This window comes from Streptomyces tatrensis (assembly GCF_049310065.1).
Taxonomy (GTDB): Bacteria; Actinomycetota; Actinomycetes; order Streptomycetales; family Streptomycetaceae; genus Streptomyces.
This window is the reverse complement of the sequence record NZ_JBMDLB010000011.1, coordinates 6449598-6463796: the sequence shown is the minus strand read 5'-3', so window position 1 is coordinate 6463796 and position 14199 is coordinate 6449598. Positions and strand designations below refer to the sequence as shown.

Below are 14199 nucleotides of genomic sequence, written 5' to 3'. Positions count from 1 at the left end.
TTACTCCCCTTCAACACGCATGATGCTGGCGACACCGCGGACGGTGTCCAGCTTCCGCAGCGCCTCGACGGTCCCGGAGAGGGCGGCGTCGGGCGCACGGTGAGTGACGACGACGAGGGAGGCCTCGCCGTCCTTGCCCTGCTGACGGACGGTGTCGATCGAGACACCGTGCTCCGCGAAGGTCGTCGCCACCTGGGCGAGTACGCCCGGCTTGTCCGCCACATCGAGGCTGATGTGGTAGCGGGTGACGACATCCCCCATGGGGCTGACCGGCAGCTGGGTGTACGCCGACTCGCCCGGCCCCTTTGCCTCGGCGAGCTTGTTGCGGCAGACGGCGACGAGGTCGCCGAGGACCGCGGACGCGGTCGGCGCGCCGCCCGCGCCCGGACCGTAGAACATGAGCCGCCCGGCGGCCTCCGCTTCGACGAACACCGCGTTGTAGGCCTCGCGGACGGAGGCGAGCGGGTGGGTCAGCGGGATCATCGCCGGGTGGACGCGGGCGGTGACGGACTCGCCGTCGGCGGCGCGCTCCAGGATGGCGAGGAGCTTGATGGTGCAGCCCATGCGCTTGGCGGACGCGAAGTCGGCGGCGCTGACCTCGGTCATGCCCTCGCGGTAGACGTCGTCGAGGCGGACCCGGGTGTGGAAGGCGATGCCGGCCAGGATCGCGGCCTTGGCGGCGGCGTCGTAGCCCTCCACGTCGGCGGTGGGGTCGGCCTCGGCGTACCCGAGGGCGGTGGCCTCGTCGAGGGCCTCCTGGTACCCGGCGCCGGTGGAGTCCATCTTGTCGAGGATGAAGTTCGTCGTGCCGTTGACGATGCCCATCACCCGGTTGATCTTGTCGCCCGCGAGGGACTCGCGCATGGGGCGGACCAGCGGGATCGCGCCGGCGACGGCGGCCTCGTAGTAGAGGTCCAGCCCGGCGGCCTCGGCGGCGGCGTGCAGCGCGGCGCCGTCCTGGGCGAGCAGCGCCTTGTTCGCCGAGACGACGGAGATGCCGTGCTCGAAGGCGGTGGTGATCAGGGTGCGGGCCGGCTCGATGCCGCCGATGACCTCGATCGCGACGTCGATGTCGCCGCGTTTGAGCAGCGCGGTCGCATCGGTGGTGACCAGGGCCGGGTCGATGCCCTCGCGGACCTTGGAGGGGCGGCGCACGGCCACGCCGGCGAGCTCGACGGGCGCGCCGATCCTGGCCGTCAGATCGTCGGCGTGCGTCGTCATGATGCGGGCAACTTCCGAGCCGACCACTCCACAGCCCAGCAGCGCCACCTTCAGCGGACGCGTACGCATCATTCGACCTACGCCTTTCGATCTTCACATCAGTACCTGGTGCGCGGTTTGCACCCCAGGTGTGAACCAGTCTCACTCAATGGACAACAGTTTCCACCCTCGGTCCATTGAGTGAGACACCGTTTTGGGCGTCCGGGGGCTTCCCCCAGAAAGATGCGCGTCAGCCGACATCCAGACGCAGGAGATCCTCCTCCGTCTCCCGCCGGACGATGACACGCGCCTGGCCGTCGCGCACTGCGACGACCGGCGGGCGGAGCACGTGGTTGTAGTTGCTCGCCATCGAACGGCAGTACGCGCCGGTGGCCGGGACCGCGAGGAGGTCCCCGGGGGCCAGGTCGGCGGGCAGGAACGCGTCCTTGACCACGATGTCGCCGCTCTCGCAGTGCTTGCCCACGACGCGCACGAGCATGGGCTCGGCCTCGGAGGTCCGGGAGACGAGGGTGACCGAGTACTCGGCGTCGTAGAGGGCCGTCCGGATGTTGTCGGACATCCCGCCGTCGACGGAGACGTACGTCCGCAGGCCCTCCAGCGGCTTGATCGTCCCGACCTCGTAGAGGGTGAAGGCCGTCGGGCCCACGATCGCCCGTCCGGGTTCGACGGAGATCCGCGGGGCGCGCAAGCCGGCCGCCTCGCACTCGCGGGCGACGATCTCGTGCAGGGCCTTGGCGATCTCGTGCGGCTCGCGCGGGTCGTCGGCGGGGGTGTAGGCGATGCCCAGCCCGCCGCCGAGGTCGATCTCGGGCAGCTCCACCCCGTGCTCGTCGCGCACGGCGGCGAGGAGGCGCACGACGCGCTTGGCGGACACCTCGAAGCCGGCCATGTCGAAGATCTGCGAGCCGATGTGGGAGTGGACGCCGAGCAGCTCCAGGCTGTCGTGTCCCAGCGCGCGCCGTACGGCCTCGGCGGCCGACCCGTCGGCGACGGCGATCCCGAACTTCTGGTCCTCGTGCGCGGTGGCGATGAACTCGTGGGTGTGCGCCTCCACGCCCACGGTGACGCGGATCTGCACGGGCTGGCGTACGCCGAGCTCGCGGGCGATGTGCGCGACGCGGGCGATCTCCTGGAAGGAGTCGAGCACGATCCGGCCGACGCCGGCCTCGATGGCGCGGGTGATCTCGGCCGTCGACTTGTTGTTGCCGTGGAAGGCGATGCGCCCGGCCGGCATCCCGGCGGAGAGCGCGGTGGCGAGCTCCCCTCCGGAACACACGTCGAGGTTGAGTCCCTCCTCCTTGAGCCACTTCACGACGGCCTTGGAGAGGAACGCCTTGCCGGCGTAGAAGACGTCGGCATCGGGCCCGAAGGCGTGGGCCCACGCCCGGCACCGCGCCCGGAAGTCCTCCTCGTCGAGGAAGTAGGCGGGCGTCCCGAACTCCTCGGCGAGACGGGTCACTTCGATGCCGCCGACGGTGACGACCCCGTCGCCGTTGCGGCCGACCGTGCGCGCCCAGATCTTCTCGTCGAGGGCGTTCAGGTCGGCGGCCGGCGGGGCGTAGTGACCCTCGGGCATGACGTCGGCGTGGCGGGGCCCGGCGGGGTGTGCGGAACGGCTCATCTCGTCATTCTCTCTTCGCAAATCATCCGGAACGCACGCGCATCGGATCGGATCACATCAGATCGCATGCGCATGCGCATCACGGGCATCACAGGTGGTGGTGGTCGGGCACGTCGATGCCGAGCAGGGCCAGGCCGCCGGCCAGCACCGCCCCGGCGGCTTCGGCAAGGGCCAGCCGGGCACGGTGGGCGGCCGAGGGTTTCTCGTCCCCCTTGGGCAGGACGTCGTACTGGAAATCGAGCAGGGCGTCGGCGATCACGACGAGCTGCCGGACGAGCCGCTCGGGCGCACGGTGGTGCGCGGCGGCTTCGAGCACGAGGGGCTGATCGCGGAGGGCGTCGAGCAGAGCGCCGGCGCCGTCCACCTCCCCCTCCACCTCCCCCGGTTCCGCACGGAACCCCAACTGCCCGGCGTTACGGGTCAGGGCCCGCGCCCGGTCGTGGGCGTACCGCACCCGGAAGAACTCACTGGACTCGCCCTGAACCAGCAGCGATGCGGAGAACACAGGGGTCTCGGCGGCGGGAACACAGAGCATCGCCCAGACGGCGGCGCCGGCCCCGAACTCCGCGACCACGTCCCCGTCTCGCTTGGCGACGGGGGCTACGGGGGCGCAATCGCCCTCCCGCTCCACCCCCCGGCTGCTCGCGATCCGCATCCGCCGCACGGCCGCGCGCACGACGAGCTCGCGCAGGGCCCCGACGGGCACATCGGCGAACTCTCGCTTCTCGGACCCACCGGGGGCGAAGCCGTACAGCTCCCCACCGGCCCGAATGCCGCGCACCAGCTCTCCGACGGAACTCGCAGCGAGTACGAAGTTCAGGAACCCGGCGCCGGTGATCTCCACCCGCTCGATCCCGGCCAGGCCCGCCAGCCGCGGGGCCAGCACCTCGGCCACTCCGCGGGGCGCGACTCCGGCACCCTTCGCCACCCCGAACGCGACGGGCGAGGCGTAGTCCCCCACTCCCCCGGGCCGGGTCCGCTCGACGACGACCCGCTCGGGCACGACCACACCGGCGGGCAGCTCCCCGTCCTCGACGGCGCGGCGCAGGGCGCGCACGACGGAACGGGAGAGGTCGACGGGGGTCACGAGACCAGCCTAGGGGAGAAGCCCCCACGTCACGCGAACGGTTTCGCCATGTGAACAGCGGGCCCCGACAAAGGGGGCCTGAAGAGCCAGGAGGGGTGAAAGACCCGGAAGGACAGGCGGGACTGAAAGGAGGGTCATCCCCTCCCTCTCCCGGCGGGAGCGCCCTTCCTCTCTCTCCTGTCACGGCGCTCGATGAGCTGGTGCACGACGCGCACCAGCTCCGCGGGCTCGAAGGGCTTGGCGAGGAAGGCGTCCACGCCGGCGGCGATCCCGGCCTCGACCTCGTTCTGCGTACAGGCGCTCACGATCGCAACGGGCAGATGCCGTGTCCTTGGGTCGGCCCGCAACTGCGCGGCAGCCCCGAACCCGTCCAGACGGGGCATGACCACATCAAGAGTGATCACATCAGGCCGCACGTGATGAACGACGTCCAGGCACTCGGCACCATCGTTCGCGGTCACGACCTCGAAGCCCTCCAGCTCGAGATTGACCTTGATCAGCTGCCGGATGACCTTGTTGTCGTCGACAACAAGCACCCGGCCCGAGGCGCCTGACACAACTCGAGAGTAGGTCCGCCCCGGCCCCCGCGTCCGGGTTTTTGCCACTTCCACCCCGTCCGAGCGACCCACGCCCCGATCCCCCCGAATCCGTTCCTGATCACCACCGGGAAGCTGGTAGTGTTCAACCCGTCGCCGCAACACCAGCGACAGCGCCCCCGTAGCTCAGGGGATAGAGCAACGGCCTCCGGAGCCGTGTGCGCAGGTTCGAATCCTGCCGGGGGCACTCCGGAACAAGGCTCTGACCAGCGGAAACGCAGGTCAGAGCCTTTCTTGTTCATGCCAAAACGCACACGGCCTACCTGCATGAGCAATCGGTCCGGCGCTGCTCTGACTTGGGGTTTCGCAGCGCGATCCAGGCGAAATCCCAATTGCCCGATCCCACAGATCACTCCGCGTGGGACATGCGTGGGACCGGGGCGCCAAGATCGGACATCGCTCGTCCCCTGTTACCTGCGGCAGGCGGGCTTGACCTGCGCATACGTCGTCATCCTTGGCGAGGGACGCACACGGAGCAGAGGCGTGTGACTTTCGCGGCCACTCCAGCTTCGTATGGCGAAGGCTCGCCTCAGCCGAAGACATCGCACTAGCCAGCCCCTTGTGCGGTGAGTGGGACCTCTCGGCCTTCGCCCAGAGCCGGCAAGCCTTGGCGTGGCCGCCATGCGCGCGTCCGCACGCGACCGCCGGCTCTCCGTGCTGCGGCGGGCTTCGTCGGTCCGCTTCCGCAGCCGGTCGAGTTCCCGGTCCTGGCGGTACTCCTCCGAGTCGGTCAGCGCCTCGATCCGCGACCGCAGCTCCTCGACAAGCGACTCGGCCTCCGCCCGTCGCTCCTCAACGTTCCGGTGGTCGATGTCCACCCCGACCATGGCCAGCCACAACGCCCGCCGCCGCGTGCGCTGTGCACCCGCTGAGCCGCCGCTGGAGGCGCGACGAGCCTTCGCTTGAGGCGGGACGGGGACTCCCGGTGATTGCCGGTGGCCGACAGCGTCAGGGTCAGCAGCCAGAGGAGGGCGGGGATCAGGAACCGGCCCAGGGTGCGCGCGATAGGGTTCCGCACGTCATCAACTCCCTTGACGTTGGTGGCCATGCCCCGGGAGCGCGGCCTCGTCGTGACAGTGCGCGGCAAGGGGTCGTACGTTGTCCCCGCCGCCGCAGGCACGGACGACGGGCAGACCGAGGCGTAAGCGGCCTCAGGCTCGAGGGCCGCCCTCCCGATAGGCCTCGAAAGCACGGGCCTGCTCGTGCTTCCGCACCTGCCCCAGTTCGATGGGTCTCAGGCCGTGTGGGCGGCCGAGACTCCGGAGGATGTCATTGAAGTACGGGACCGGGGTGTGCCCGGCGCCGATCACCAGCGCCGACAGCATCACTCCCGCCACCTCGGCGTCCCTGTCCACCGCGGCAAGGACAGCGAGCCGATCACTCACCGAGAAGTCCCCGGGCTGTCCACCAACAGCCGCGGCGAGTGTGTGCCAGCCCACGCAGACCTGACGCCGTGCGGCGTCGATCAGGGTTCGCCGGACGGCGCGCACCAGGCGGCGCTCGTCGGTCCCAAGCTTCTGTGACACACCCGCGAGCCGATGAAGAGAACGCATACCCGCGTTCGGGCTGACAACGTGGCCGTCGGCTCCGTACGCACGGTCACGTTCAACGAGCCACGCAGCCGCCACGGTGGGTGTCCGCGCGTCCGGCTTCCACCCCAGTTCGGCCAGAATCTCTCCGAAGAAGGGGGCCGGGCCCGTCTTCTGACCGTCCAGCTTCACCAGCGAGGACAGGATGGGTTTACCGACCTGGTACGGCTTGTCCACGGCTGCGAGAAGGCGCACCCGGGCTGCCGAGGACACCGATTCCGCCACCACGGCCTGCCGCTTCAGCAGGGTTCCCCACTTGATCACGCCACGCCCCTTGGCCACCATCACCAGGTGCTCGCGCAGCTTCCCGACCAGCTGATTCTCTTCCTCCTCTGTGGGGTGGCGCGGCGCCTCGGCCCGCACCTCGGGGTGTGCCGCCTGGCGCCAGATGCGGTCGATCTTCGCGTCGGTGAGGTTCCTGCCCAAGCCGAGGCCGGCGAGTACATCGGCGAAAAACGGAGCAGGCCCCGGCCTGTCGTGAGCCAACTTGACGCGCGCCGAAAGAACTGGTTTGCCGTCAGCGCGGGGTGAGTCCACTGCGACCAGGATGCGGACCCGGTCGGCCGGGGTGAAGTCGGAGGGCGCCGCCCCCGCGTGACTGATCAGGGTTTCCCAGTTGATGATCCCGTGCGAGCAATGGATCTGCTCCAGCTTTTTCCGGAACAGGCTGACCATCGCCGCTTCATCCGTCAGAGGCTCGCGGCCGGGAGGGGAGGTCACGGGCTGGGCGGGTGGCGACGGGGGGCGGAGGTCCGGCCAGCGCGGGTCCGTCCGCCGGGCAAGCAGGGACGCGCTCTCGGCACGTATGAGCCAAGTGGAGCCGGAATGCGCGGTGGCGGCGGGCGGCGCCAAGCGCGCCGCCCCGTCGACTATGTACAGGAGGTGCGGCAATAGGACGGCGGACTGGCGTGGCAGCAAGATCCGGGCTTGGACCACGGCAGATCCCAGGGGCTGCGCATAAGCCTCGTAAAGACGCGTGGCGTCCCCGGCGGGAATGGGGAGTTCGACCGCGCTGGTGAACGCGATGCTGCCCGGCGCCAACGGGAACGACACCGTCGTCGGCGCGGGAGCCGGCTTCCTCGCGAGAGAGGGGGTGGCGATTCCCCGCTCCGTCAGGCGGCATTCGGAGAGCGTCGCCCACTCGACGGCGTGGTCGGGCAACTGAGTACCGACGTAGACCTCCCGAGTACCGCCCTCGGTACGGCAGGAGAAACGGATGGCATGGCCCTGGGACTCGACCTCGTTGTGGGCCAGGCCGCTGTCCGGCCCGTACGCCCAGTGGGCGCGCCGCGTGTACAGGTCGTCGAGACGCTTGCGGTCCTGTCGCCACGTCTGGAGGGGCAACCGCCCCATCTGCACCCGGATAAGCCGAGCCCCCGAGGCGAATCGAAGCTCAACCGCCCCGCCCGGCCCGGACCCCAGGTCCGGGTAGGCGACGGTCGCCTGCTTGTGCCCCTCCCGGCGGATCCAGCGCTGGAGCGCCTGCCCGATGTAGAGGTGGTCGGCGCTCGACTCACCGTTCGCCGTCCGGCGGCAGTGGACCGGCGGTCGGTGCGCAAAGTGGCACCTCTTTTCCCTGTACTTCTTCGCGGTCAGCTTCTTGCCGCAGCCACCGAGAAGGACGCCGCAGTAGAAGTCCTCACGCGTGCGGCCCCGCATGAACGTGTCGAAGTCGTAATGGTCGTACGGCAGGAACACCGGCCAGCCGGAACCGGACCGCCCCACGACGGCGGTCTGAACCTTGCGGGTGTCTTCCTCATCGAACGGCATGGCAGGGCTCCGGGCATGCGAGGGTGCGGGGTTGTTCTGCGGTGGGGCGCGGAGTGGGTGACTCCCAGTCCGCGCCCGGGGTTGGGTCTGCGCTTGACGATGGTGAAGGTGTCAAGGATGTACTCGACGTCGTCGCGATTGATCCCGTAGAGGTGGAAGAAAAGGGCGCCACCTCAGCCCCCTTCGGCGTCGCGCAGAGCCTTGTCGACGGCACCCGAGTCCTGATCCCACCACTGACGGACCCGGAGGGCCACGCGGGCCGCGTAGGTGTCGATCGGTTCGTCGGGGCGCGCTGGCGGGGTGAGATCAAGGTGTTCCCACCAGACCCACTTGTCCCACGGCTGACTGTCCCAGCGTTCGCGGAGCGCCATGTGCGCAAACGGGTCGGCAACGTAGACACCTATGAAGGGACGCTGGACATCCTTGAAGGGATCCGCCGACCCCAGCGACTGCCCCAGCCCGAATCCGGCAAGGGGACTCCCGTCCGCCGAGATCCATTCCGGCCGCGACAGCAGCACAGCCCGCTCATCGAAGCGGTCGCGCCGCCCTTGCGCGAGGTAGTCGAAGGTCGTGACCACAGTCCGGGAAGGCAGCTCCAGAACCAGGCCCTCCAAGGCGCGCACGGTCGCCTCGGGAAGCTCCGCCAGAAGCGCGCGGGCCGCGGCCTGCGCCTCCGGCATCCGCTTCCCGTGCGCGAGCCAGAACCGCGCCGCTTCGCTGTTCAACGAGGCCACTCCACTCATCCTCTCCACGTCGGCCAGGTAGTTCTCCGCGGTGGCCCTCCCGACGATTCCGTTGTAGTCCACCGGCGACGGCGCGGCGGTGAGCGCGCCGCGGAGAACGTCCGCGAAGCCTGGGAGCCGCAAGGCGCGGAAGTGCTCACTTCCCGGGGCGGCAGCACGGTGCGTGAGGAAGACGAAGACAGGGTCCGGATCGCTCGCGTAGTCCGCCGCGAGACGTCTGGTCTGGTCCGGACCCTCGGACGCGTGGATCTTGAGTTCGATCACCAGCGTCGCCGTGTCCAGGGCGACCACTATGTCGGCGCGGCTCTGGGCCCGGGTCACCTCCTTGGCCACCCGGGCCGAGCCGGACAGCACGCCGGTGGCCAGTTCGCCCCGCCCCAGCCGGTGCAGCAGGCCCACGAGAACACGAGCGCCGAGTTGGTGAGCACCTTTCGGGTCCAGCAGCCAAGCGATCAGCGCCTGATGGTGCCGTTCAAGGTGACGAAGCCCCAGAACCTCCAGCGCGGTCGCGGGTCCGGGAACCCACAGACCCTTCGCCCGGAGGTCCTCCAGCTCGTCGGCGACCGAGGCCCAGAAGGGCTGCCGTGGAACGTCCGCGCCACGGAACTCCGCCGACATCTCCACGTCTCGATCCCCCCTGACCGGCCGGTGCCCCGGCCACGGTACTCGGATCGGCATTCCACTCTCCGGGCTTCGGCGAATCCGCCTGTGCGATCACAACGTCCGGTGCGTCATCGACGGGGTACAGGAAGTCCCGGCGCCGGTCGCTTCGCCAGAGACCCTCACAGGCAGGGCTCCCACAGGGCTTGGGCTTGGCGCGCCGAGGAACCGGATCAGGATGCCGCGAGGTCGCCCAGGAGGAGGTCCAGTACGGCCTCCTTCTCGACCCGTACGCCGAGTTCGGCGAATGCCCGTGACAGGTTCCGGGTCCCAGGAGGCTTCGGACGGCGGGCCCGACAGGGGGTGGGAGCGGATGGCCGTGGTGGCCGCCGCCCGGTAGTCCGCGGCCGTGTAGTGCAGGGGTGCCAGGGGACACGACGCAGCAGTGTGGTCGCGATGCGCAGTCCGCCCTCAGGAACAGACGCCTCCCCTACTGAGGTCCTGGCCGACCGGCTGAGCCGGCACCGGCTCAGTCCCGGTTCTGGGCAGAGTTTGTCCGCCGTCCGCGTGCTGTGCTGCAATCGTTTCGTCGTGTTGGTGATGGTCGGCAACGGTCGTCGGCAGGGGGGACGGGACCTTCGTATGGCCCGCGTCATCGTTCCGGTCGGGCCCTCTCATTCCCCCGCGTCCGAGCCACTGGTGTCCGCGGAATGCGCGGTCTGGGTGCGGGGGCTGCTCAGCGCGGGCTGGGCCGCGGTGTTCGTGCCGGGGGAGCCGGACCGGCTCGGGCGGCTGCATCTGTGGCAGCCCACCGGCACCCCGGAGGCGCCGACGCCGCACCCCGCCGGCGTCGGCGTGGAGCGGGTCGAACTGGTCCTGCCGCACGGCCGCTCCGTGCGCCGCCGCACCGTCAAGTCGTACGCCGTGCCGCCCGCGACGGCCGCGATCGCGCTGCTGCACGCCTGTCCGCCGCCTCACCCCGGGGAACCGTCGAGCGCCGCCGCGTTCCCACACTCGGACACCTGCACGGACGCGCCCCCGCACTCGCAGATACCGCCGCACGTCGCAGCGCTCCACCCCTCCGCTGCCGCCTGGGCGGCGGCCGCCCGTCTCGCCCTGCGCATGCTCGCCGAGGGGCGGCTGTATCCGGCGCTCACGGCGCCGGGGTACGACACCTGGCGGATCGGCCCGTACGACACCGCGGCCCGGCAGGCCGTCGATGACCTGGCGGCCGCCTTCCCGCCGTACGCCCACTGCCTTCCACTGCCGGGTACTTCCCCGGTACGTATCGTGGAACCCGCCCCGCTCGTCCGGGATTTCGCCGACGCCGTCGCCGACGCGCTGGCCCGCACCCCCGCCGCCCCGCTCGCCGTGGGCCGACTCCCCTACGCGTGGCGCGAGGTGCGCGCGGTGCCGGCCCTCCGCGAGTGGGCCGAGCAGACCGACGCGGGACTGTCCGCGAAGGTCACAGTCAGTTTGCGTGTCGAGCCGCCCGCCGGACGGCGGGGGCAGTTCCGCGCGGTCGTACAGCTGCACACCGCCGACGACCCGGCACTGGTGGTCGAGGCCGACCGACTGTGGGCCGATCCCGCCGCCGTGCAGCGGCAGTTGGGGCCGCACGCCGAGACCGAGACGCTGCTCGCGCTGCGCCGCGGCGCCCGCGCCTGGCCGCCTTTGGGCCGGCTTCTCCAGGAGACCGCCCCCGACCAGCTACACCTGAGCGACGACGAGGCCCTCGACCTGCTCGGAGACGCCACGGATGCCCTGCGCGGCGCGGGCATCGACGTGCACTGGCCCCGCGAGCTGGTCAAGGCGCTCACCGCGCAGGCCGCGATCGGGCAGTCCGGAGCTCCCGGCTCCGCCGCGCCCTCGCTGCTGGGCGCCGATGCCCTGCTCGACTTCCGCTGGCAGATCTCACTCGGCAGCCAGGCGCTCACCGAGGCCGAGATGGACGCGCTCGCCGAAGCCCGCCGCCCGCTGATCAGACTGCGTGACCAGTGGGTGATCGCCGATCCCAAGCTGGTCGCCCGCGCCAAGCGCCGCCGCGGGAAACCCCTCTCCCCCATGGAGGCCCTGGCCGTGGCGCTGACCGGCGAGGTGAAGGTGGACGGCGAGGCCGTACCCGTCATCGCGACCGGAGCCTTCGCCGCGCTCATCGACCGTATCCGCGACCCTCAGGCCAGCGAAACCGTCCCGCAGCCCGCCGCACTGAAGGCGTCCCTGCGCGACTACCAGCTGCGCGCTCTGGCCTGGCTCGCCGACATGTGCGAACTCGGTCTGGGCGGCTGCCTCGCCGACGACATGGGCCTGGGCAAGACCATCACCCTGCTCGCCTTGCATCTGCACCGTATGCAGGATCCGGCGACCGCGGGGCCCACCCTGGTGGTCTGCCCGACCTCGCTGCTGGGCAACTGGCAGCGCGAGGCCGAGAAGTTCGCGCCCGGCATCCCCGTGCGCCGCTTCCACGGCGGCGCCAGGCACCTGGACGACCTGGCCCCCGGCGAGATCGTCCTGGTGACATACGGAGTGCTGCGGCGCGACCGCGAGCGGCTCGCCGAAGTGGCATGGGGCCTGGTCGCCGCGGATGAGGCCCAGCACGCCAAGAACCCGTACAGCACCACCGCCCGCGAACTGCGCGCCCTGCCCGGCAAGGCCAGAGTGGCGCTGACCGGCACCCCCGTCGAGAACAACCTCTCCGAGCTGTGGGCCCTGCTGGACTGGACCACCCCCGGGCTGCTCGGCACGCTTCCCGCCTTCCGCGAGCGGTACGCCCGCGCCATCGAAACCGGCGAGGACCCCGAGGCCGCCGAGCGCCTGGGCCGCCTTGTCCGGCCCTTCCTGCTGCGCCGCAAGAAGTCCGATCCCGGGATCGCGCCCGAGCTGCCGCCGAAGACCGAGACCGACCGGATCGTGCCGCTGTCCACGGAGCAGACCAGCCTGTACGAGGCGGTGGTGCGCGAGACCATGGACCGTATCCGCGGGAGCGAGGGCATCGCCCGTCGCGGCCTGGTCCTGGGGCTCCTCACCGCGCTCAAGCAGATCTGCAACCACCCCGCCCAGTACCTGCGCCAGTCCGGGCCGCTGGACGGGCGCTCCGGCAAGCTCGAACTCCTCGACGAGCTGCTGGAGACCATCACCGCGGAGGGCGAGTCGGTGCTGGTATTCACCCAGTACACGGGCATGGCGAAGCTCCTCGAAAAGCACCTGGCCGAACGGGGGACGGCGCCTCTCTTCCTGCACGGCGGCACCCCGGTGGCCCGCCGCGAGGAGATGGTCGCGGAGTTCCAGGCCGGGAAGGCGCGCGTCTTCCTGCTGTCGCTGAAGGCCGCGGGCACCGGGCTCAACCTGACCCGCGCCACCCATGTCGTGCACTACGACCGCTGGTGGAACCCCGCCGTCGAGGACCAGGCCACCGACCGCGCCTACCGCATCGGCCAGGACCGGCCCGTACAGGTGCACCGGATCGTCACCGAAGGGACCGTGGAGGACAAGGTGGCCAGGCTCCTGGATGCCAAACGGGCGCTGGCCGAGTCGGTGATCGGCTCCGGCGAGGGGGCGCTCACCGAGCTCGGTGACGCCGAGCTCGCCGAGCTCGTCGCCCTGAGTGGGCAAGCATGAGCCCGGCGGCACGGCGCGCGCCCGCCCGCGGCAGGCGCGCCTTTGCCGACACCTGGTGGGGCCGGGCCTGGGTCGCCGCCCTGGAGGACTCAACCCTGGACGCGGGGCGCCTCTCGCGCGGCCGTACGTACGCCCGCCAGGGCAAGGTCGGCGAGGTCACCGTCTCCCCTGGTGTGGTCAAGGCACCCGTGCAGGGCAGCGACTTCTACCCGTACCGCACCTCCGTACGCGTCCCCGCCCTGACCGACGCTCAGTGGGACACGCTGTTGAACACGATCGCCACCCGCGCCGGGCACACCGCCGCGCTGCTGGACGGGGAGATGCCCGAGGATCTCGTCGAGGACGCCCGCGCCGCCGGGGTACCGCTGCTTCCGCTTCCCACCGAACTCGACCCCGGGTGTTCCTGCCCCGACTGGGGCTACCCCTGCAAGCATGCCGCCGCCCTGTGCTACGCGATCGCCTCCGGCATCGACGCGGACCCCTTCGTCCTGTTCACGCTGCGCGGCCGGACGAAGGAGAAGGTCTTCGCCGAGCTGCGCCGCCGCCGTATCCCAGCCCCCACCGCCGCACCCGCCGCCCCGGCCGGTGTCCCGGCGGCGGCGGCCTATGCCCGCTGGGCCGCCGAACACCCCGCGCTGCCCGAGCCGCCCGCCCCCGCCTCGTACCGGGCACCCGCCCTGGCCGCGGACCCGCCCCCGGACTCCGGCCTGACCACCGACGGACTGCGGGGCCTCGCCGCGGACACCGCCGCCCGCGCCACCCGCCTCATGGCCGGCGACACCGCTTCCGCGCACCTCACCCGGCGCGCCGACGCCCTGCGGCTGGCCGCTGACCATCGGAGCGTGGAGTGGTTCCACCGTCTCCAGGCCGGTACGGGGCTGCGCCCACTGGAGTTCGCCCGCCTGGTGCGCGCTTGGCGGCACGGCGGCGACACCGGTGTGACGGCCGCCCTGGAGCCCCTGACGCCCGAGCCCGCACTCATGGCGGCGGCCCGGGGCGCGCTCGACCGGGCCTTGGCCGAGATGGACGACACGGCCGCCCCGCCCCGCCTGCGGTCCTGGCGGAACCGCCTCACCCTCGACGATGCCGGGCTCCAGCTCCGCCTCGGCCCGGACGCCCACTGGTACCCGTACGCACGCGAGGACGGAGAGTGGTGGCCGTGCGCGCCCTGCGCCCCTGACCCGGTCGCGGCCCTGACCGCCGTATGGGACAGGCGCCAGTCACCTGGCGTCGCGTAGACCGGGCACCGGCACCCTCGGACAGGCGGCGTCACGCGAACGGCGCTGATCCCGGGTGGTGGAGCCGGCCGCAGCGCTGGGCAGCGCGTACACCGCCGCGTGTATGGGCTTCGATG

General features: G+C 71.2%; 8 protein-coding genes and 1 tRNA gene. 3 read left to right on the top strand and 6 right to left on the bottom strand.

The annotated features are described in order from the left end of the window. From ACODT5_RS45440 to ACODT5_RS45425, 4 genes are all read right to left on the bottom strand, one after another. Complete coding sequence (locus ACODT5_RS45440) at positions 1 to 1290, bottom strand: homoserine dehydrogenase (RefSeq protein WP_266912707.1); 1290 nt, start codon at positions 1288 to 1290, stop codon at positions 1 to 3. Positions 1291 to 1450: 160 nt separating this feature from the next. Continuing rightward, positions 1451 to 2842: a diaminopimelate decarboxylase gene (gene lysA, locus ACODT5_RS45435; RefSeq protein ID WP_422524728.1), complete on the bottom strand. Its 1392-nt coding sequence runs from the start codon at positions 2840 to 2842 to the stop codon at positions 1451 to 1453. A gap of 88 nt (positions 2843 to 2930) precedes the next feature. Beyond that, positions 2931 to 3929, bottom strand: coding sequence for an ArgS-related anticodon-binding protein NrtL (gene nrtL / locus ACODT5_RS45430; RefSeq protein ID WP_422524727.1), 999 nt, complete (start codon positions 3927 to 3929; stop codon positions 2931 to 2933). A gap of 134 nt (positions 3930 to 4063) precedes the next feature. After that, positions 4064 to 4534, bottom strand: coding sequence for a response regulator (locus ACODT5_RS45425; protein ID WP_385369207.1), 471 nt, complete (start codon positions 4532 to 4534; stop codon positions 4064 to 4066). A gap of 106 nt (positions 4535 to 4640) precedes the next feature. Here ACODT5_RS45425 and ACODT5_RS45420 point away from each other — a divergent pair. Then, positions 4641 to 4712 (top strand) — tRNA-Arg (locus ACODT5_RS45420). 964 nt (positions 4713 to 5676) lie between these two features. Here the strand turns inward: ACODT5_RS45420 and ACODT5_RS45415 are convergent. Beyond that, the gene (locus ACODT5_RS45415) at positions 5677 to 7884 is read right to left on the bottom strand and encodes a competence protein CoiA family protein (protein WP_422524726.1); all 2208 of its coding nucleotides are present in this window, start codon (positions 7882 to 7884) and stop codon (positions 5677 to 5679) included. A 173-nt stretch (positions 7885 to 8057) separates the two neighbouring features. After that, a complete protein-coding gene (locus ACODT5_RS45410; protein ID WP_422525253.1) occupies positions 8058 to 9245 on the bottom strand; it encodes a PD-(D/E)XK nuclease family protein in 1188 nt (395 codons plus the stop codon). Between the two features lie 681 nt (positions 9246 to 9926). On the opposite strand from ACODT5_RS45410, the gene ACODT5_RS45405 reads away from it, so the two are divergent. Together ACODT5_RS45405 and ACODT5_RS45400 are read left to right on the top strand one after the other, a co-directional pair. Then, positions 9927 to 12845: a DEAD/DEAH box helicase gene (locus ACODT5_RS45405; protein ID WP_422524725.1), complete on the top strand. Its 2919-nt coding sequence runs from the start codon at positions 9927 to 9929 to the stop codon at positions 12843 to 12845. Continuing rightward, the gene (locus tag ACODT5_RS45400; protein WP_422524724.1) at positions 12842 to 14083 is read left to right on the top strand and encodes an SWIM zinc finger family protein; all 1242 of its coding nucleotides are present in this window, start codon (positions 12842 to 12844) and stop codon (positions 14081 to 14083) included. The genes ACODT5_RS45405 and ACODT5_RS45400 overlap by 4 nt, the downstream gene beginning before the upstream one ends. The last annotated feature ends 116 nt before the right edge of the window (positions 14084 to 14199 follow it).

What these genes read in the sequence shown, in the direction of transcription:
- ACODT5_RS45440 (WP_266912707.1), bottom strand. Translation starts at nt 1,290, where the DNA reads ATGCGTACGCGTCCGCTGAAGGTGGCGCTGCTGGGCTGTGGAGTGGTC.
- lysA (WP_422524728.1), bottom strand. Translation starts at nt 2,842, where the DNA reads ATGAGCCGTTCCGCACACCCCGCCGGGCCCCGCCACGCCGACGTCATG.
- ACODT5_RS45410 (WP_422525253.1), bottom strand. Translation starts at nt 9,245, where the DNA reads ATGTCGGCGGAGTTCCGTGGCGCGGACGTTCCACGGCAGCCCTTCTGG.
- ACODT5_RS45415 (WP_422524726.1), bottom strand. Translation starts at nt 7,884, where the DNA reads ATGCCGTTCGATGAGGAAGACACCCGCAAGGTTCAGACCGCCGTCGTG.
- ACODT5_RS45400 (WP_422524724.1), top strand. Translation starts at nt 12,842, where the DNA reads ATGAGCCCGGCGGCACGGCGCGCGCCCGCCCGCGGCAGGCGCGCCTTT.